The sequence below is a fragment of the Cellulosimicrobium sp. NPDC057127 genome (assembly GCF_042670945.1).
Classification (GTDB): domain Bacteria; phylum Actinomycetota; class Actinomycetes; order Actinomycetales; family Cellulomonadaceae; genus Cellulosimicrobium.
Genome location: NZ_JBHUUP010000007.1, coordinates 1 through 17,799, shown reverse-complemented (window position 1 = coordinate 17,799; position 17,799 = coordinate 1). Strand labels below are relative to the sequence as shown.

The following is a 17,799-nucleotide window of genomic DNA, read 5'->3' as shown; positions in this document are numbered from 1 at the left end:
CGCGCGCCGCGGTACGTTGAGTCCCGGGCGCGGCACACCCTCGCCGCGCCCGGGACCACCTCGGACCGGAGGACCAGTGACGACGACGTCAGCACCCCAGACGACCCCCCAGACGACCCCGCGGACAGCGCACGGGACGATGACCGTCGGGCCCGAGCCCGCGCTCGGCTCGCCGCTCGCCACCGCGCACAGCCAGCTCGCGGGCGCGGTCCAGTTCCTCGGCTACGACGACGGCCTGCACCGGATGCTCGCGACACCGCGGCGCGAGGTGCACGTCGCCGTCCCGCTGCGCCGCGACGACGGCTGCACCGTCCTGTTCCACGGCTACCGCGTGCAGCACAACGTCTCACGCGGTCCCGGCAAGGGCGGGCTGCGCTACGCCCCCTCGGTCGACATCGACGAGGTCCGCGCGCTCGCGATGTGGATGACGTGGAAGTGCGCCGTCGTCGACCTGCCGTACGGCGGCGCCAAGGGCGGCGTCACGATCGACCCGCGTGAGCACACCGACTCCGAGCTCGAGCGCGTCACGCGCCGCTACACCTCGGAGATCATGCCGGTCGTCGGGCCGGAGCGGGACATCATGGCCCCCGACATGGGCACCGACGAGCGCACCATGGCGTGGGTCATGGACACCTACTCGGTCAACCAGGGCTACACGATCCCGGCGGTGGTCACGGGCAAGCCGATCACCGTGGGCGGCTCGCTCGGGCGCACGACCGCGACGTCGGCCGGCGTCGTGCACGTCACCGGCGCCGCGCTCGCCGAGACGGGCGCGGACCTCGCGGAGGTCACCGTCGCGATCCAGGGCTTCGGCAAGGTCGGCGCGCACGCGGCGGCGATCTTCGCGGCTCGCGGGGCGCGCGTGGTCGCCGTCTCCGACCAGTTCGGCGGGGTTCACGACCCCGACGGGCTCGACGTGCGCGGCCTGCTGGAGCACGCGGAGCGCACCGGGAGCGTCGTCGGCTTCGAACGGGCCGAGCCGCTGGCGAACGACGACCTCCTCGCGCTCGACGTCGACGTGCTCGTCCCCGCGGCGGTCGGCGGCGTGCTTGACGGCGAGTCGGCCGCGAGGGTGCGCGCTCGGTGGGTCGTCGAGGGCGCGAACGGCCCGACGACCGCCGACGGCGACCGCGTCCTGGCGGAGCGCGGCGTCACCGTGGTGCCGGACGTGCTCGCCAACGCCGGCGGCGTCGTCGTGTCCTACTTCGAGTGGGTGCAGGCGAACCAGGCGTACTGGTGGACGGCGCAGGAGATCGGCGAGAAGCTCGAGCACCGCATGCAGCACGCGTACGACGAGGTGTCGACCCTCGCGCGGCGCGAGGGTCTCAGCCTGCGCGACGCGGCGCTCGTCATCGGGGTGCAGCGCGTCGCCGAGGCCCACCAGATCCGGGGCCTGTATCCCTGACCTCCACCCCTGACCTCGTTCCCGGCCGCGCGAGCGTCCGCGTTCGCGGTCACCCTGGGGGCATGACGAAGGACGTGCACGACGACGCGGACGACATCCGGCACGAGTTCTCCGAGGCCGTCACCATGACGGCCTCGGAGCTCGAGTCGTGGCTCGAGACCGACGAGTCGCGGTCGGTGGGGCAGAAGTCGTCGGACGGGTCGGAGAGCACCGGCCACGCGTCGGGCCGGCGCATCGTCGAGCTGCTGCGCACCAAGAAGGACGACCTGGGCGAGGCCGACCTGGAGCACATGCGCAAGGTCGTCGGCTACGTCGCCCGGCACTCCGCGCAGCGGCCCGACGGCGACGTGCGCGACACCCCGTGGCGGTACTCGCTCATGAACTGGGGCCACGACCCGCTCGCGAAGAGCTGAGCCGCGCGGGCGGCCCCGGCTCGGGGTCGACCGCGCACGCTCAGGCGCGGCGACGCAGGACGGCGACGAGCCCGGCGCCGAGCGCCACCGCGGACGCCACCGCGGCCGTCCACGCGACCGTCGTGTCCACGAGCGGGCCGGCAAAGCGTCCCACCGCGACCCAGGCGAGCCCCCACGACATGGCGAGCGCGATGCCGAGGGCGACGGCGCGGCGCCGGCCCGCGAACGCGGCCCACGCGACGGACAGCGCGGCGGCCAGCACCACGACGACGACGCCCCAGGCGGTCGCGCCGAGACCGAGCCCGCCGACGCCCGCGTCGGCGAGCACCGCGGCGACGTTGGCGAGCGTCGCGACGCTCACCCAGCCCGTGTACAGCCCGATCGTGCCGTCGAGCACGACCGCCTGGGCCGTGCTGTCGGGTGCCGAGCGCAGGAGGCGCACGACCAGGACCGCGAGCACGGCGAGCAGGGCCGCGATCACGACGACGCTCGCCACGAGCCACCCGGCCTGCACGACGCCGATCCACGCGGCGTTGAGCACCATCGACGCGAGCACCCACCACGCCGTGAGGCGCAGCCGGGGGGTCGCGGTGTGCCGCGGCAGCACCTGGTACACCGCGAACGCGAACAGCCCGAGGTAGATGACCGACCAGATGCGGAACGCCGGGTTGTCCGGGGCGACCGGGGTCGCCGTCGCCGACAGCGCTCCCCCGGCGGTCTGCTCGACGGACGTGCCGCCGAACGCGCCCGCGCCGTACGCGGCGGCGCCCGCGGCGACGAGCGAGCCGACGAGGACCACGACCTGCCGGACGCGGTCTGCCGACGTCGGCGGGACGGTCAGGGACGAGGAGGCGGCAGCGGTCGTCATGTCTCCACGATGACATCGCTCAGCAGGCTGAGCATCTGGAGAGCATGGTTGCGGCGAGAGACTGCTCGGGTGAACGTGGACGACGGTGCACGGACGGTGCTGGTGCACCGCTCCCGGCGCCGATATGCTCCGGCGCCGAACCGCCGCGCAGGTGCGGCGCACCGTGAAAGGCACACCCGTGACCACGACCTTGCGCGCCGCGCTGTCGGTCCTCCTCCTCGGCGGCTTCTACGTCCTCGCCCTCGGTGCCGTCGTCGGTCTCGGTGCCGCGACCGTCTGGGCCTTCTCCGAGCAGAGCGGCGGCCGCGCCGTACAGTTCGGTTTCTTCACCGTCGTCGTCGCGATCGGCATCGTCGTCGCCCTGTGGCGCGTCGCCCGCGCCGAGAATCACGCGCCGTCGGGCGTGCTGATCGGCCAGCAGGACGCCCCCGAGCTCTGGGAGACGGTCCACGAGCTCGCACAGGTCGCCGACACCCGCGTCCCCGACGAGATCCGCCTCGTCGCGGACGTGAACGCGGCCGTGAGCGAGGACACCCGGCTTCTCGGGCTGGTCGGCGGCACGCGCCGACTCTTCCTCGGGGTCCCGCTCGTGCAAGGGCTGTCCGTCGCCCAGCTCCGGTCGGTGCTCGCGCACGAGCTCGGCCACTATTCGCGGGCGCACACCCGTCTGGGGCCGCTCACCTACCGGGGACGCGAGGCGATGGTCGCCACCGTGGCACAGCTTCAGGGCAACGTCGTGGGCTGGCTGCTCAAGCAGTACGCGAAGCTCTACCTGCTCGTGTCCGCGGCTGTGAACCGCCGCCAGGAGCTCGAGGCGGACGAGCTGTCCGTCCGAGCCGCCGGGCGTGCGACCGCGCAGTCCGCGCTGCGCGAGCTGCCCGCGCTCGACGCCGCCTGGGGCTTCTACACGTCCCAGTACGTCGCTCTGGGCTGGGACCACGGCGTCGCCCCCGCACCCCCGGACGTCTTCGCCGGCTTCGGCCACCTGCTCCGTGGGCGCGCCCAGGACCTGGCGGAGATCCGTGCCGGGTCACCGCCCGCCGAGCAGTCGCGCTGGGACAGCCACCCGTCCATCGCGGCACGCGTCGCCGCGATGGACGGCATGTCCGAGGACGCGTCCTCCACCGACGACCGCCCCGCCACCGACCTCCTCCCCGGTTTCCCGGCGCACGCCGCCCGCGTGGCGGAGGAACAGGTCGACTACGGGACGCGTGCGCAGCTCGGCTGGGACGCGCTCGTCGCGAGGGCGATGCCGCAGCACGACCAGCGAGTGGCCGACACGCTCTACCGAGCCGCGGGTCGTGCTGCTGGGACAGCACGCGGCGACCTCGCGACCGTCCTGCAGCTCGTCGAGTCGGGTCGTCTGGACTCCGTCCGGCGTGATCTCGTGCCGAACCTCTCGCTCGGCGAGGCGCACGAGGAGCTCGTCGGGTTCACCGCGGCGGCGCTGCGCGCTGCCGCGACGGCGTCGGGAGCGGCCACGTGGCGCGTGTCGTGGACCGGACCGTCCGAGCTCGTCGGGCGGGACGGCACGGAGCTCGACCTCGAGCCGCTCGCACGCCTCGCGCTCGACCCCACCACCGTCTCGGAGGTCCGAGCACACCTCGCCCACCTGGGCATCGACGTCGCAACCGCCACCCAGGTCGCCGCGGAGGCGTCCGCCCACGGCGGGGAGGTCGTCGGCGGACTCGCGAACGTCAAGGTCGACGGCGTGCCCCACGACGTGGTCGTGCTCGACATCGGACTCGTCCTCGCGCCCTGCCCGAAGAAGACCGAGGGCGGCAAGGCGCGGCTCGCGCGGCTCGTGCAGTCGGCTCCGATCGACCAGCTCGCCCGGACGCACGGCTTCGTCGCGTACGAGCAGATCGCCTCGGTGGCGGTCCACAAGGTCAGCCCGGCGCGCGTCGAGCTCACGCTGCACGACGGGACGACCCTGACGCTCCACGCGACGTGGTCGGCCGAACGGCTCACCAAGGACAGCGACCAGGTGCTCGTCGCCCACGTGGCGCCGTACGTGCGCGACGAGGACCCCGACGCGGTCCCCGCGCGATGAGCCCGGGCGGCCGCCGGCTCAGGCGACGGGCTGGCGGTCCGCCCAGGCGGTCAGGCTCGTGCGCGGCCCGGTGAAGAACGGGATCTCCTCACGCACGTGGCGGCGCGCCTCGGTGTTCCGCAGCTCGCGCATGAGGTCGACGATGCGGTGCAGCTCGTCGGCCTCGAACGCGAGGATCCACTCGTAGTCGCCGAGGGCGAACGACGAGACCGTGTTCGCGCGCACGTCGGGGTAGTCCTTCGCGGCGAGGCCGTGGTCGCGCAGCATCGTGCGGCGCTCGGCGTCCGGCAGCAGGTACCACTCGTAGGACCGCACGAACGGGTAGACGCACAGGTAGCCGCGCGGGTCCTCCCCCGCGAGGAACGCGGGCACGTGGCCGCGGTTGAACTCCGCGGGACGGTGCAGCGCCGCGTTGGACCACACGGGCTCGAGATGCGCGCCGAGGCCGCTGCGCCGCAGCCGCTGGTACGCGCCCTGGACGGACTCGATCGTCGGCCCGTGCCACCACACCATGAGGTCCGCGTCCGAGCGCAGGCCCGCGACGTCGTACCAGCCGCGCACGACGAGCTCGCCGTCCGTCGCGGCCGGGTCGTCACCGCCGCCGACGGCGTCGAGCGCCTCCGTGACGAGCGCGGCACGCTCGTCGGGGTTCGCCGGCAGCGGCGCCGCCGTCGCGAACACCGACCACATCGCGTAGCGGATCGTCGCGTTGATCTGGTCGTGGTCGGCGGGGACGCGGGCCGCGCCGCGTCCGTGCTCGTGGTGCTCGTCGCTCATCGGGTTCCGGGCTCCTCGTCCGAGATGGGTCTGTCCGTGCGCCCAGGCGTGCGCGCGGTCAGGAGTACAGGTCGGTGCTGCACAGCGCGGGGACCCCGCTGGGCTCGCCGTCGCGGCGCAGGCAGCACCCGGGCGCGCACACCGAGCGGAACGCCGGCAGCTCGCCCACGGTCGCCTGCGCGACGTCCTCGCCGCGCGCCATCGCGGCGCGCTCGACGAGCAGGTCGACGAGACCCCGCACGAACGGCTCGCGCGTGCTCACCGTGCCCGCGCGGACAGCGGTCATGCCGAGCCCCCCGGCCGTCTCGAGCGCCTCCGTGTCGAGGTCGTAGGCGACCTCCATGTGGTCGGAGACGAACCCGATCGGGGCCAGCACGACGTCGCGCACGCCGTCCTTCGCGAGCTCCTCGAGGTGGTCGTTGACGTCGGGCTCGAGCCACGGCTGGCTCGGCGGGCCGGAGCGCGAGCAGTACGCGAGGTCCCACGCGACGTCGTGCCCCAGCCGCTCCGAGACCTGGGCGGAGATGACGCGTGCGAGGTCGAGGTGCTGCTCGGAGTACGTCGCGAACGCGATGCGCGACGCCGCCTCCATCGTGTCCGGGATGGAGTGCGTGACGAACACGAGCCGCGCGGCCGCGCCGTCGCCGCCCTTCTCCGCGAGCGCCGCGTACCCGTCGAGGACCGCGTCGACGTTCGCCTGGGCGAAGCCCGGGTGGTTGAAGTACGAGCGGATCTTGTCGAACTGGACGCCCGTGGACCCGGTGGCGTCGAGCTGGCCGCGCTTCTCGAGCACGACCGCGAGGTCCTCGCGGTACTGGCGGCAGCCGGAGTACGACGAGTAGGCGGACGTCACGAGGGCGACCGCGCGCTGCGCGCCGAGGGCCTCGAGCTCGTTGATCGCGTCGTCGGTGTACGGGTCCCAGTTGCGGTTGCCCCACACGACGGGCAGCTCGACGCCGCGGCGCGCGAGCTCGGCCTCGATCGCGGCCTTGAGCGCGAGGTTCTGCTCGTTGATCGGGCTCTTGCCGCCGAAGCCGTAGTAGTGCTCGCCGACCTCCTCGAGGCGCGAGTCGGGGATGCCCTTGCCAGCGGTGACGTTGCGCAGGAACGGCACGACGTCCTCGGGCTTGTTCGGGCCGCCGAACGAGTAGAGGAGGAGCGCGTCGTACGGGCGGACGTCGGGGGCCGTGGCGGCGACGTCGGCAGCGGTGTCCTGGGGGGAGAACGGGGGCATGGTTCCGATGATGTCACCACCGCCGGCGCCCACCACCCGCGAACGCGACGGTCCGGACGTGACATCGAACGGACACCGTGTCACCTTCCGGGGCGCCGCCGACGCCGCGACGACTGGTGTGCGCGAGGGCCCGTCCTAGCGTGGTGAGGTCGGCGGCACCGGAGCCACCGACGGGTCTCGAAGGAGGACTCATGGACGCACGACGCACCATGTGGAGGTCCGGGGTGGCCGGTGCCGCCGCCGCCGCGGCGCTCGCCGCGCTGCTGCCGCTCGGCGGCGGGTACGCCGACGACGACGGGCCCGGGGACCGGGACCGCGGCGGCCACGGCCGCCCGGACGACCGGTGGCGGGGTGAGCGGGCCAGGAACGTCATCTTCATCCAGGGCGACGGCCTCGGGATGTCGCACCGCGAGGTGATCCGCCTCGCCACCGTCGGCAAGGACGGGCAGCTCGCCATGGACTCGCTCGAGCACGCCGGCTGGACGACCACCGACTCCGCCGACCCCGAGGAGGCGGTCACCGACTCCGCCGCGGGGGCGACCGCGTTCGCGTCCGGGGTCCGCACGTACAACGGCGCGGTCGGGGTGGACGCCGCGGGCGACCCGGTCCCGACGCTGCTCGAGCGGGCACGGGACGCCGGCAAGGCGACCGGTCTCGTCACGACGGCGCAGGTCACCGACGCGACACCCGGGGCGTTCGGCGCGCACGTGCCGGACCGCGGCGACCAGAGCGAGATCGCACGGCAGTTCCTCGACAGCTCGCGGCCCGACGTGATCCTGGGCGGGGGCGAGGACTGGTGGCTGCCCGCGGGCGATCCCGGCGCGTGGCCGGACAACCCGCCGAAGGACCCGACGGAGCAGAGCAGGGGCACCGAGGGCGACCTCGTGGCGCGCGCCCAGGAGCTCGGCTACACGTACGTGACCGACGCCGAGTCTCTCGCGGGCGCCGACGGTCGCCGTCTGCTCGGCCTGTTCGCCAACGAGGAGATGTTCGAGCAGCGCAACGAGGGCGAGGGCGACCTCTACGAGCCGGAGGTGCCGCTCGTCGACATGACCGCGAAGGCCCTCGACGTGCTCTCGCGCGACCGCGACGGGTTCTTCCTCGTGGTCGAGGAGGAGGCGGTCGACGAGTTCGCGCACCGCAGCAACGCGACGCGCACCATCCAGGCCGGCCGGGCGCTCGACGAGACCGTCGCGCTCGCGCTCGACTTCGCGTCGAGCCACCGCGGCACGCTCGTGCTCGTCGTGGGCGACCACGCGACCGGCGGGCTCGCGATCGAGAACGTCGACGCCGAGGACGAGTCCGGCGAGGGCGCGACGACCGAGGACGGCCCCTTCGACCTCGCGGGCACCGACCTGCAGTTCACGGTCGACTGGACGACGGGCGGCCACACGGGCGAGGCGACCCCGCTCACCGCGCAGGGGCCGGGTGCCGAGCACCTGTCCGGCGCCCAGCGCAACACCGACGTCCACGACGTCGTGCTCCGGGCGATGCTCGGCCGGGGCCGCGGCTGACCCGGCGGCTGGCCCGGCGCCGGTCCGGCGGTCGCGAGCGCGGCCGCCGGACCGGTCGTCGACCCGCCGTCAGGCCGTGAGCCGGCTCGCGAGGATCCGCTTGCCCTGCTCCGCGCCCTTCTGGCTCTCGTGCTGCGCGCGCCGGAAGAAGTCCGCGAGCTCGGAGTCGCCGTCGCGCTCCGCGTCCTGGACGTACTGCCCCAGGCGCAGCACGTTGCTCAGGCACTGCTCGACGAACCAGATGATGTCGTAGTCCTTGTCCTTGGTGCCGGTGACCTCGCCGGTCTCCTCGTTCTGCGCCACGTCAGCCTCCTCGTGATCGGTCCGAGCGTTCCGCGGCCCTGCCGGTCGCGGCGCTTGTGCTGCACCGCTCGCCACGCCGCGCCGGCACGAGTCGTACGACCACGCTGCTCCGCCCGGCGCCGTCCCGCAACCGCCGGCACCCGGCACGGGACGACAGGGCCTCATCCGGGACGCTCGTCCGGCTCCAGCGCCCCGAGGACCAGGGCGAGCCCGCGGTCGAACTCCTCGTCGGGGTCGTGCTCGGGCCGGAGGGCGTGCCGGCTGACGAGCTCTGCCAGGTGGGGGTACTCGTCCGCCGGCAGCGCGCGCAGCATGCCGTCGGCGACGCCGCCGAGCTCGGCCGGGGAGGCGAACGGCAGACTCAGCTCCTGCAGGACGAAGCCGTAGAGGTAGCTGTCGATGACGGTGACGCCGTGTGCCGCCGCCGTGAGCGAGAAGCCGCCCGCTCGGAGCGCGCCGAGGACGGCGTCGTGGTGGCGCAGCGTCGCAGCACCCGGCCGCCGACGTGAGTCCATGAGCCCGACCGCCCAGGGATGACGCCGGAGCGCCGCGCGCGACGACGCGGCGCGCTCGTGCATGGCGCGTCGCCACGGCGCGCCCGGGGTCGGGAGGTCGATCTCCGCGAACACCGCGTCGACCATCCCGTCGAGCATGGCGTCGCGGCTCGCGACGTGGTGGTAGAGGGACATCGCCTCGACCCCCAGGGCGGCGGCGGTCGCGCGCATCGTGACGCCGTCCGCACCGCGCTCGTCCGCGAGCGCCACGGCGACCGCGACCACGCGCTCGGGACTCAGCGGAACCCTCGTTCGACGCTCTGCCCTGCTCGCACCCACCGAACGCCTCCTGAGGCCTTGACTGACTTACGGCGTAAGTCTAGCGTCCCTTACACCGTAAGCCTGCCGCCGTGGGGCGGCCCTCGAGACAGGAGCCGGACATGGACGTGACCACGGGACCAGCACCTGGCGGCGCGCCGGACGACGGCACGAGCCGCCCCCTGCGCGTGTGCGTGGTCGGAGCCTCCGGCAAGCTGGGGCAGCACATGGTGCGGCACGCGCTGGAGCGCGGCTACGAGGTCGTGGGCGTGTGCCGCGAGCGCAGCGTGCCCAAGCTCGCCGCCCTCGCGGACCGCATCACGGTCGTCCCCGGGGCAACGGACGACGCGTCGGTGATCCGGCGGGCGGTCGCCGGGTGCGACGGCGTGCTGACGGTCCTGGTGCCCTGGGGCGTGCAGCAGTACTCGTCGGGCACCGCGCAGGCGGTGCTCGACCACGCCGACCCCGGCGCGCGGCTCGTGTTCTCGTGCGGCTGGCACGTCCCGCGCGACGACCAGGACCGCTACACCTGGCGGTTCCGGGCCGCGGTCCGGGTCTCCACCTGGCTCGGTCGCGCGCTGCGCGCGGTCGAGATCGACGACCAGGTCGAGGCGTGCCGGCGGATCTTCGCGAGCGACCGGCGGTGGACGGTCGTGCGCGCGAGCGACCTGGAGGAGGGCGAGAGCCAGGGGCTGCCCGTGTGGCGCCGCCACGTCGGCGACCCCGTCCTCGCGAGCAACCTCACGCGACGCACCGACTTCGCGCTCTTCATGGTCGAGGCGCTCACCGACGACGGCCTCGTCCACGAGGCGCCCGCGATCGTCGGCCGCCTCGCCCCGAGCGCACGGGCGGCTCAGCCCGACGCGCGGGAGCCGGCGTCGTCGAAGGGGCCGCCCGCCGCCGGGAGGGCCTGACCGCGCGCCGCGAGCACGAGGTGCGTCACGGTCGCCGCGAGGTCCGTCAGCCGCGAGCGGGTGCGCCCCATGAGCTCCTCCAGCTCGACCGGGCCGGGCGCGATGCTGAACGCCGCCGCGATGCCTGCGGCCCGCGCCCGCTCCGCGGGCAGCAGCACGCGCCCGGCGAGCACGACGACGGGCGGCCGGTGCAGCGCCTCGGCCGCGAGCGCCGCGACGGCGTCCGCGACCTTCCCCTCGACGGACTGCGAGTCGAACGACCCCTCCCCCGTGATGACCAGGTCGGCGCGGTAGGTCTCGTCGCGCAGGCCGATCGCGTCGGCGACGAGCCGCGCACCCGGCTCGAGCTGCGCCCCGAGCACCGCGAGGAGCCCGGCGGGGACCCCGCCCGCGGCGCCGGTGCCGGGCACGTCCGCCACGGGGAAGCCGGCCTCGCGCTCGAGCACCCCCGCCCACCGGCGCAGCGCGTCGTCGAGGAACGCCACGTCGGCCGGGGCGGCACCCTTCTGCGGCCCGAACACGTGCGCCGCCCCGCGCTCCCCGTGCAGCGGGTTCGTCACGTCGACGGCGAGCCGCCAGGAGACCTCGCGCGCCCGCGGGTGCAGCCCCGACAGGTCGAGGCTCGCGACGCGCGCCAGGCCCTCGCCGCCGTCGGGCACCGGCAGGCCGTGCTCGTCGAGGAGCCGCACCCCCAGACCCGTAAGGATGCCCGCCCCGCCGTCGGTGGAGGCGGAGCCCCCGAGGCACACGATCACCTCGCCGACCCCGGCGTCGAGCACCGCGGCCGCAGCCTCCCCGGTGCCGCGCGTGTGCGCGCGCAGCGGCTGCAGCACCACGTCGCCCACGTGCGGCAGCCCGCTCGCCTCGGCGAGCTCGACGACGCCGAGCCAGCCGTCGCGCGAGACGCCGTAGCGCGCGGTGCGCGGTCGCCCGATCGCGTCGACCGTGGCGACCTCGCGCGCCGGCACGCCCCAGACGGCGAGCAGCGCGTCGAGCGTGCCCTCCCCGCCGTCGGCCATGGGCAGCTCGCTGACGTGGGCACCTGGGGCGGCGGAGCGGACGCCGTCCGCGACGGCGCTCGCGACCTCGGCGGCGCTCAGGCTGCCCTTGAACGAGTCGGGCGCGACGACGACCCGCGGGGGGCCGCCGCCCGGACGAGCCGTCGGGACGGACGTGGGCGCGGTGGTGCTCGACGATGAGGACACGGCGCGATTCTAGGCGGGGGTCTCGGGCGGACGTCGCGACGCCACCCGTTCCTGCGCGCCGCGCAGGCGCTCCAACAGCTCGCCGAGCGTCGCGAGCTCGTCGTCGTCGAGCGCTCCCCCGACGCACCGGGCGATCGTGCGGGCGTGGGCACGGCCGATCTCGCGCTGGATCCGGGCGCCGTCGTCGGTGAGCCGCACGAGCACGCCGCGCCCGTCGTCGGCGGCGACGGTGCGCTCCACGAGCCCGCGGTGCGCGAGACGGTCCACCATGCGGCTCAACGAGGGCTGGCTGAGGAGGATCAGGGCGTTGAGGTCGCGCAGCCGCATGCCGTCGGCCGGCCCCTTGGTGAGCGAGAAGAGCACGTCGTACTCGCGCATCGTCAGCTCGTCCCAGATCGGGTCCGCCTGGAAGCGGCGCATGAGCGCGACCTGCGTGCGGAACAGCGACTCCCACGTCTCGACGGCGAGGCGCGGGCTGCCGGCGTGGCGGCCTGGCGCGCCCGCCCCGGGCGTCCCGCCGTCGTGCGTCCCCGCGTCGTCCGCCATGCGCCCTCCCGTCGGTGCGTCGACGTCGACTGTAGTCAGCGCCCGAGGCGCCGCTCGCGCTGGGAGTACGAGCGCAGGGCGCGCAGGTAGTCGACGCGCCGAAAGTCGGGCCAGTACGCCTCGCAGAAGTAGAACTCCGAGTGCGCGCTCTGCCACAGCAGGAAGCCGCCGAGGCGCTGCTCGCCCGACGTGCGGATGACGAGCTCCGGGTCCGGCTGCCCCTTGGTGTACAGGTGCTCCTCGATGTGCTCCACGTCGAGGTTCTCGGCGAGGTGGTCCAGCTGCGCGCCCGCGTCCGCCTGCTCGCGCAGGTACGAACGCACGGCGTCGGCGATCTCGTGCCGTCCGCCGTACCCGATCGCGACGTTCACCTGGAGCCCGTCGACGGCGGCGGTGCGCTGCTGGGCGTCGCGCAGGGCGCCGCCGAGACGCTCGGGCAGGAGGTCGAGGCGACCCATGACGCGCAGCCGCCACCGACCGGTGTCCGCCAGGTCGCGCACGGCGTCCTCGATGATGTCGAGCAGCGCCGCGAGCTCCTCGTGCGACCGGGACAGGTTGTCCGTGGACAGCATCCACAGCGTCACGACCTCGACGCCGAGGTCCTCGCTCCAGCCGAGGAACTCGTCGATCTTGTCGGCCCCCCGCCGGTGCCCGGTCGCGGCGGTCTCGCCGAACGAGCGCGCCCAGCGGCGGTTCCCGTCGAGGATGACGCCCACGTGCCGAGGGATGCCCTCGCGCGAGAGCGACGCCGCCAGGCGACGCTCGTAGAGCCGGTAGACGGGGTGAGGCAGGCGCACGACGGTTCCTCGACGGTGGCTCGGCGACGGGTTCGACGGCGACGGGCGCGGGCGAACGACGCGCCCCGGCCGGACCGGACTGCCACACCGTACTCCTCGCCGCAACCGGACCCGGGCCGTCGTGCGCCGCCACCGGCGCTCTGCCCAGGATCTTCACAGCGCGCCGGACCGTGGCGCACGAACCTACGCGCACGTAACCTACGATGGCGTAGGTTCGTCGGGGGGCTCACCCTGCCCTCCCGACCGACAGCCGAGCGAGCACCTTGGAGGACCGGTGGCAGGAGCGACGCCCGAGCGCGACCGCGCGCACGAGACCGACACCGCGCACCGTCCGGACGCGGCGCCGCCGGACGACGGCAGCACTCCCCTCGACACCGTCCGGGACACGGTGAGCGACGCGGTGTCGCACGTCGCCCAGGCGGTCAAGCCCCGCCTGCGGGGGTGGATCCACGCCGGGACGTTCCCCTTCGTGCTCGTCGCAAGCGTCGTCCTCGTCGTCCTCGCGCCCCAGGTCGCGGGCAAGGTCTCGTGCGCCGTCTTCGGCCTGACGGCGTGCCTGCTGTTCGGCACGAGCGCCGTCTACCACCGCGGCACCTGGTCGCCCCGCGTCGCAGGCGTCCTGCGCCGCGCCGACCACGCGAACATCTTCCTCATCATCGCCGGCACCTACACGCCGCTCGCCGTCCTCCTCCTGCCGCAGCGCACGGCGACGATCCTCCTGCTGATCGTCTGGGGCGGCGCCCTGCTCGGGCTGCTCGCCCGCATCCTGTGGCTCGACGCGCCCCGCTGGGTCTACGTGCCGGTCTACGTCGCGCTCGGCTGGGTCGCGGTGGGCTACATGCCGCAGTTCTGGACGACGACGAACGGGCCGGCGATCGTCTGGCTCGTCGCCGTCGGAGGCCTCGCCTACACGCTCGGCGCCGTCGTCTACGGCATCAAGCGCCCCAACCCGAGCCCCCGCTGGTTCGGCTTCCACGAGATCTTCCACGTGCTCACCGTCGTGGGCTTCGCGTGCCACTTCGCCGCGATCACCCTCGCGGCGGTCGCCGCCCGCTGAGGCCTGCCGAGCCGCCTGCTGGACGTCCCGCGACGCAGCGGTCAGGTCCGGCCGGGGCGGCGGCTCCCGAGGCGCGGCGGCCCTGGCCCGGCGCGCCGAGCCCGGGGTTGCGCGCCACCCGAGAGCCAGATCGGCACACAACCCCGGGGTCGGCACGAGGAGCGGCACACAACCCCGGGGTCGGCGCGACGGGGGCGCAGCAGGGCGTGCCCCACGGCCGGCGAGGGAGCCGCCGCGGCGTGGTCGTGGCTCAGTCGCGCGGGACGACGGCGTAGCGGCGGTTCGCGAGCGACGGGTTCTGCTCGCGCGCCGCGGCGAGCCCGGCCGGGTCGAGGTCGGCGCTGCGCAGCTCGGCGGACTCGTCCAGCTCGAGGCCGACCTGGCCGTCCGGGCCCACGAGGAGCGAACGGCCCGTCACGCCGCGTCCCGCCTGGCCGACGGCGAGCACGGCCGACGTGTTCTCGATCGCCCGGGCGCGGGCGAGCGTGCGCCAGTGGTCGGCCTTGAGGGGGCCGGCGGCCCACGCGGCCGGGACGACGAGGACGTCGGCACCGGCGTCGACGAGGCGTCGCGCGCTCTCCGGGAAGCGCAGGTCGTAGCACGTCAGGACGCCGAACGTCAGGTCGCCGACGCGCAGGAGGAGCGGGACTGCCGCCGGGTCGCCCGGCTCCAGCCGCTCGGACTCGCGGTGGCCGAACGCGTCGTACAGGTGGACCTTGCGGTAGACACCGACGAGCTCGCCGCGCGCGTCCGCCGCGACGACCGCGTTGACGGCACGGTGCGGGTCCGTGCCCGGCAGCAGCGTGCCCGCCACGGCCGCCACGCCGTGCTCGCGCGCGAGCGAGCGCAGCGTCGTGACGAACGGCCCGTCGAGCGGCTCGGCGTGCTCCGGCCCCGTGCCGCGCGGGTCGAAGGCCGACGCGTACTCCGGCAGCACGAGCAGGTCGGCGCGCACGCGCGCCGCCTCCTGGAACGCCGTACCCATGCCGGCCCGGTTCGCGGCGCGGTCCGCGGAGACCTCGAGCTGGCCGATCGTGACGCGGACGCCGGCCGCCACGTCAGCCCTCGCGGCCCGTCGGCGCGTCGTCGTCCCGGCGGTCCCCCGGCACGTCACCGTCCGACGCGGTGCCGCCCGGCACGCCATGGCCAGGCGCCGTGCCGCCCGACGTGGCACCTTCCGCCGTCGCGCCGGGGTGCCGCGCGTCGCGGCGGTCGTCCACCGGGATGCCCTGCGCCTCGGCGTTGTGCCGCATGCGGCGCAGCTGGCGCGACAGCCCGAAGAACAGCGCGACGGCGGCCAGCGCGACGGCGAAGATCGCGAGGAAGCCCGCGAGGCCCGGTGAGACGTCGGTGGGCTCGAGCTCGGGCCGCAGGGGGTCGTCCGTCGGGGAGGGTGCCGGCGTCGCCGTCTCCGTGACCACGTCCGCGGCCCAGCCCGGACCGCCCGCCACGAGCGGCGCGCCGAGGTCCGCGACGGTCGGCACGGGGCTCATGCCGCGCTCCCGCGGGAGTCGCTGACGAGCTCGCGGACGCCCGCGAACAGGTCGTCCTCGGGCAGCTGCGTGGGCACGCGCGACTCCGCGAGCTCGTACTCCTCGAACGGCCACACCTGTGCCTCGAGGTCGCGCGGGATCGCGAAGAAGAAGCCGTCCGGGTCGATCTGCGAGGCGTGCGCCACGAGCGCCGCGTCGCGCTGCGGGTAGTACCGGGCAACCTCGACGCGTGTGGTGACCTCGCGCTCCGGGATCTCGCGCGCCGAGCGCGACTCCACCCAGTCGCCGAAGGGCGACTCGAGCCCCGCGCCCTGCATCGCCTCGTGCAGCGTGCGGATGCGGTTCATCGAGAAGTCGTGGTTGTAGTACAGCTTGAGCGGCGACCACGGTGCCGCGCCGCCCTCGCGCCGGTAGCGCTCCGGGTCCCCGGCGGCGTGGAACGCCTCGAACGCCACGCGGTGGCACATGACGTGGTCGGGGTGCGGGTACCCGCCGGACGGGTCGTACGTCGTGATGACGTGGGGCCGGAACTCGCGCACGAGCTCGACGAAGGGCGCCGCCGCCTCCTCGAGCGGGACGAGGCCGAACGAGCCCTCGGGCAGCGGCGGCAGCGGGTCGCCCTCCGGGAGACCCGAGTCCACGAAGCCGATCCACTGCTGTCGGACGCCGAGGGCCCGCGCCGCGGCGGCCATCTCCTCCCGGCGCAGCGCGCGCATGCCCTCGACGTCCCCCGGCCCTTCGCCGAAGCTGGGGTTGAGGATGTCGCCGCGCTCCCCGCCGGTGCACGTCGCGACGAGGACGTCGACGCCCTCGGCGGCGTAGCGCGCCGTCGTCGCCGCACCCTTGCTCGACTCGTCGTCGGGGTGCGCGTGGACCGCGAGGAGCCGCAGACGCTCGGGCCCCTCGTGCTCGCGGACGGGCGTCGGTCCGGCCGTGGGTTCGGCCACTGGTCCTCCTGGTTGCCTCGTGCGTCTCGTCGCGGGCCGGCGCCCGCGCACGGCCGGTCGCGGCCGTGCCACGGCACCCGCCGGGCTCTGCGAAGATGGTCGTGGACCATGATCCCCCACCCCGCCCACCGCTGACCAACAGCCACCGCCGAAGCGAGCGACCGGTCGCGCGGCTCCCGGCGACCCCGACACTGGACGCGCACCGTGACGAACGAGACCACCGCACCGCAGCCCGCTCCGGGCGTCCCGGCGCGCCCGCCCGCGGGCCGCTACGGCCCGGAGCCCTCGGCGGCGCGCCGACGCCTGACGGTCGTCGCGATCGTCGCCGTGGCCGTCGTCGGCCTGGCGGTGGTCGCGCTCGTCGGGCTCCGCGCCGCGAGCGTCCCCGTGCGGCAGGACGTGGTCGGTTTCGACATCGTGAGCTCCGAGCGCATCGACGTGACGTTCGAGGTGTCGATGGCGCCGGGCACCACGGCCCGCTGCACCGTCGACGCCCTCGCCGCCAGCTACGCGCAGGTGGGCACGGTAGACGTCACGGTGGGCCCGGTCGAGACGCTCGAGTCGCGCTGGACGGTGCGCGTCGCGACGTCGGAGCTCGCCACCACGGGGGTCGTGGAGTCCTGCACCGTCGTGGACTGACCCGCCGGACGACGGAGCCAGCGTCATGGGCCGTCCCGTCCCCTTTGCTATCCTGAGGGATTCCTGCGCAGGACTGCGCCCGGACGCGCTCCGAACCGTGCGGCGACACCGTCGTGGCGACGAGGCCGACGCCCCGGTGCCGTCCGCGTCCAGGACCAGCCACCACGCGCTGCCACCCGGGCAGCGTCACCGACCCGGGCAGGCAGGCGCACCGCGAACCGCACGCGCCCTGGCTGCCCGCACCTGCACGGCCGCCCCGACGCGGTCGTCGACCACGCAAGGAAGGAGCGGACCGTGACCGACACCTCTGTCACCTGGCTGACCCAGGAGGCGTACGACAGGCTGCAGACCGAGCTCGCCCACCTGTCCGGCGAGGGCCGCACCGAGATCGCCGAGCGCATCGCCGCGGCGCGCGACGAGGGCGACCTCAAGGAGAACGGCGGCTACCACGCGGCGCGCGAGGAGCAGGCGAAGAACGAGGCGCGCATCCGCGAGCTCACCGAGAAGCTGCGCAACGTGCAGATCGGCACGCCGCCGGACGACGGCAAGGTCGAGCCCGGCATGGTCGTCACCGCCCTGATCGCCGGCGACGAGATGACGTTCCTCCTCGGCTCGCGCGAGATCGCGGACACCACGGACCTCGACGTCTACTCCCCCACCTCGCCGCTCGGCTCCGCCATCGACGGCAAGTCGGTCGGCGACGAGACGAGCTACACCGCGCCCAACGGCAACGAGATCGCGGTGAAGATCACCGACGCGAAGCCCTTCGCGGGCTGACGCCTCCCGCCGCACGACGGCCCGGCACCTGCGAGGGTGCCGGGC

19 protein-coding genes are annotated in these 17,799 nt (G+C 74.7%); 8 read left to right on the top strand and 11 right to left on the bottom strand.

Features of this window, described 5'->3' with window-relative positions; genetic code table 11:
* Positions 1-139 precede the first annotated feature (139 nt).
* Complete coding sequence (locus ACFTZA_RS08685) at positions 140-1,405, top strand: Glu/Leu/Phe/Val dehydrogenase (protein ID WP_378192893.1); 1,266 nt, start codon at positions 140-142, stop codon at positions 1,403-1,405.
* Positions 1,406-1,467: 62 nt separating this feature from the next.
* Complete coding sequence (locus ACFTZA_RS08680) at positions 1,468-1,818, top strand: DUF3140 domain-containing protein (protein ID WP_378192891.1); 351 nt, start codon at positions 1,468-1,470, stop codon at positions 1,816-1,818.
* A gap of 40 nt (positions 1,819-1,858) precedes the next feature.
* Here ACFTZA_RS08680 and ACFTZA_RS08675 read toward each other — a convergent pair whose 3' ends face one another.
* Complete coding sequence (locus ACFTZA_RS08675; RefSeq protein ID WP_378192889.1) at positions 1,859-2,686, bottom strand: tryptophan-rich sensory protein; 828 nt, start codon at positions 2,684-2,686, stop codon at positions 1,859-1,861.
* A 178-nt stretch (positions 2,687-2,864) separates the two neighbouring features.
* Between ACFTZA_RS08675 and ACFTZA_RS08670 the strand changes: the two genes are divergently transcribed.
* Entirely contained in the window at positions 2,865-4,739 is a 1,875-nt protein-coding gene (locus ACFTZA_RS08670) for a M48 family metallopeptidase (RefSeq protein WP_378192887.1), read from the top strand.
* Positions 4,740-4,757: 18 nt separating this feature from the next.
* Here ACFTZA_RS08670 and hemQ read toward each other — a convergent pair whose 3' ends face one another.
* Both hemQ and ACFTZA_RS08660 read right to left on the bottom strand, forming a co-directional pair.
* Positions 4,758-5,516, bottom strand: coding sequence for a hydrogen peroxide-dependent heme synthase (gene hemQ / locus ACFTZA_RS08665; RefSeq protein WP_378192885.1), 759 nt, complete (start codon positions 5,514-5,516; stop codon positions 4,758-4,760).
* A gap of 58 nt (positions 5,517-5,574) precedes the next feature.
* Complete coding sequence (locus ACFTZA_RS08660) at positions 5,575-6,750, bottom strand: ferrochelatase (protein ID WP_378192884.1); 1,176 nt, start codon at positions 6,748-6,750, stop codon at positions 5,575-5,577.
* A 191-nt stretch (positions 6,751-6,941) separates the two neighbouring features.
* Here ACFTZA_RS08660 and ACFTZA_RS08655 point away from each other — a divergent pair, with 191 nt between their 5' ends.
* Complete coding sequence (locus tag ACFTZA_RS08655) at positions 6,942-8,264, top strand: alkaline phosphatase (RefSeq protein ID WP_378192882.1); 1,323 nt, start codon at positions 6,942-6,944, stop codon at positions 8,262-8,264.
* Between the two features lie 69 nt (positions 8,265-8,333).
* On the opposite strand, the gene ACFTZA_RS08650 is transcribed toward ACFTZA_RS08655, so the two are convergent.
* On the bottom strand, positions 8,334-8,567 hold the full coding sequence (locus tag ACFTZA_RS08650) for a hypothetical protein (RefSeq protein ID WP_378192880.1): 234 nt from the start codon (positions 8,565-8,567) through the stop codon (positions 8,334-8,336).
* A 161-nt stretch (positions 8,568-8,728) separates the two neighbouring features.
* Positions 8,729-9,346 carry a TetR/AcrR family transcriptional regulator gene (locus ACFTZA_RS08645; protein ID WP_378192878.1) on the bottom strand — a complete coding sequence of 206 codons (618 nt, stop codon included), beginning with the start codon at positions 9,344-9,346 and terminating at the stop codon, positions 8,729-8,731.
* A gap of 155 nt (positions 9,347-9,501) precedes the next feature.
* Between ACFTZA_RS08645 and ACFTZA_RS08640 the strand changes: the two genes are divergently transcribed.
* Positions 9,502-10,293, top strand: a complete 792-nt coding sequence (locus ACFTZA_RS08640; protein ID WP_378192877.1) for an NAD(P)-dependent oxidoreductase — start codon at positions 9,502-9,504, stop codon at positions 10,291-10,293.
* On the opposite strand, the gene ACFTZA_RS08635 is transcribed toward ACFTZA_RS08640, so the two are convergent.
* The 3 genes from ACFTZA_RS08635 to ACFTZA_RS08625 are packed head-to-tail and all read right to left on the bottom strand — an operon-like array spanning position 10,233 to position 12,841.
* On the bottom strand, positions 10,233-11,498 hold the full coding sequence (locus ACFTZA_RS08635) for a glycerate kinase (RefSeq protein WP_378192875.1): 1,266 nt from the start codon (positions 11,496-11,498) through the stop codon (positions 10,233-10,235). The genes ACFTZA_RS08640 and ACFTZA_RS08635 overlap by 61 nt on opposite strands.
* 9 nt (positions 11,499-11,507) lie before the next feature.
* Positions 11,508-12,044 carry a MarR family winged helix-turn-helix transcriptional regulator gene (locus ACFTZA_RS08630; protein WP_378192873.1) on the bottom strand — a complete coding sequence of 179 codons (537 nt, stop codon included), beginning with the start codon at positions 12,042-12,044 and terminating at the stop codon, positions 11,508-11,510.
* Positions 12,045-12,079: 35 nt separating this feature from the next.
* Entirely contained in the window at positions 12,080-12,841 is a 762-nt protein-coding gene (locus tag ACFTZA_RS08625) for an isoprenyl transferase (RefSeq protein WP_378192871.1), read from the bottom strand.
* Between the two features lie 274 nt (positions 12,842-13,115).
* Here ACFTZA_RS08625 and ACFTZA_RS08620 point away from each other — a divergent pair, with 274 nt between their 5' ends.
* Entirely contained in the window at positions 13,116-13,898 is a 783-nt protein-coding gene (locus ACFTZA_RS08620; protein ID WP_378192869.1) for a hemolysin III family protein, read from the top strand.
* A gap of 250 nt (positions 13,899-14,148) precedes the next feature.
* Here the strand turns inward: ACFTZA_RS08620 and ACFTZA_RS08615 are convergent, their stop codons facing one another.
* From ACFTZA_RS08615 to mca, 3 genes are read right to left on the bottom strand one after another with little or no spacing between them, the layout of a single operon-like run.
* A complete protein-coding gene (locus tag ACFTZA_RS08615; RefSeq protein WP_378192867.1) occupies positions 14,149-14,955 on the bottom strand; it encodes a carbon-nitrogen hydrolase family protein in 807 nt (268 codons plus the stop codon).
* 1 nt (position 14,956) lies between these two features.
* Positions 14,957-15,391, bottom strand: a complete 435-nt coding sequence (locus ACFTZA_RS08610; RefSeq protein WP_378192865.1) for a hypothetical protein — start codon at positions 15,389-15,391, stop codon at positions 14,957-14,959.
* The gene (gene mca, locus ACFTZA_RS08605; RefSeq protein WP_378192863.1) at positions 15,388-16,338 is read right to left on the bottom strand and encodes a mycothiol conjugate amidase Mca; all 951 of its coding nucleotides are present in this window, start codon (positions 16,336-16,338) and stop codon (positions 15,388-15,390) included. The genes ACFTZA_RS08610 and mca overlap by 4 nt, the downstream gene beginning before the upstream one ends.
* Positions 16,339-16,542: 204 nt before the next feature.
* Between mca and ACFTZA_RS08600 the strand changes: the two genes are divergently transcribed.
* On the top strand, positions 16,543-16,977 hold the full coding sequence (locus ACFTZA_RS08600; RefSeq protein WP_378192861.1) for a DUF4307 domain-containing protein: 435 nt from the start codon (positions 16,543-16,545) through the stop codon (positions 16,975-16,977).
* A gap of 294 nt (positions 16,978-17,271) precedes the next feature.
* Positions 17,272-17,754, top strand: coding sequence for a transcription elongation factor GreA (greA, locus tag ACFTZA_RS08595; RefSeq protein WP_378192859.1), 483 nt, complete (start codon positions 17,272-17,274; stop codon positions 17,752-17,754).
* Positions 17,755-17,799 lie beyond the last annotated feature (45 nt).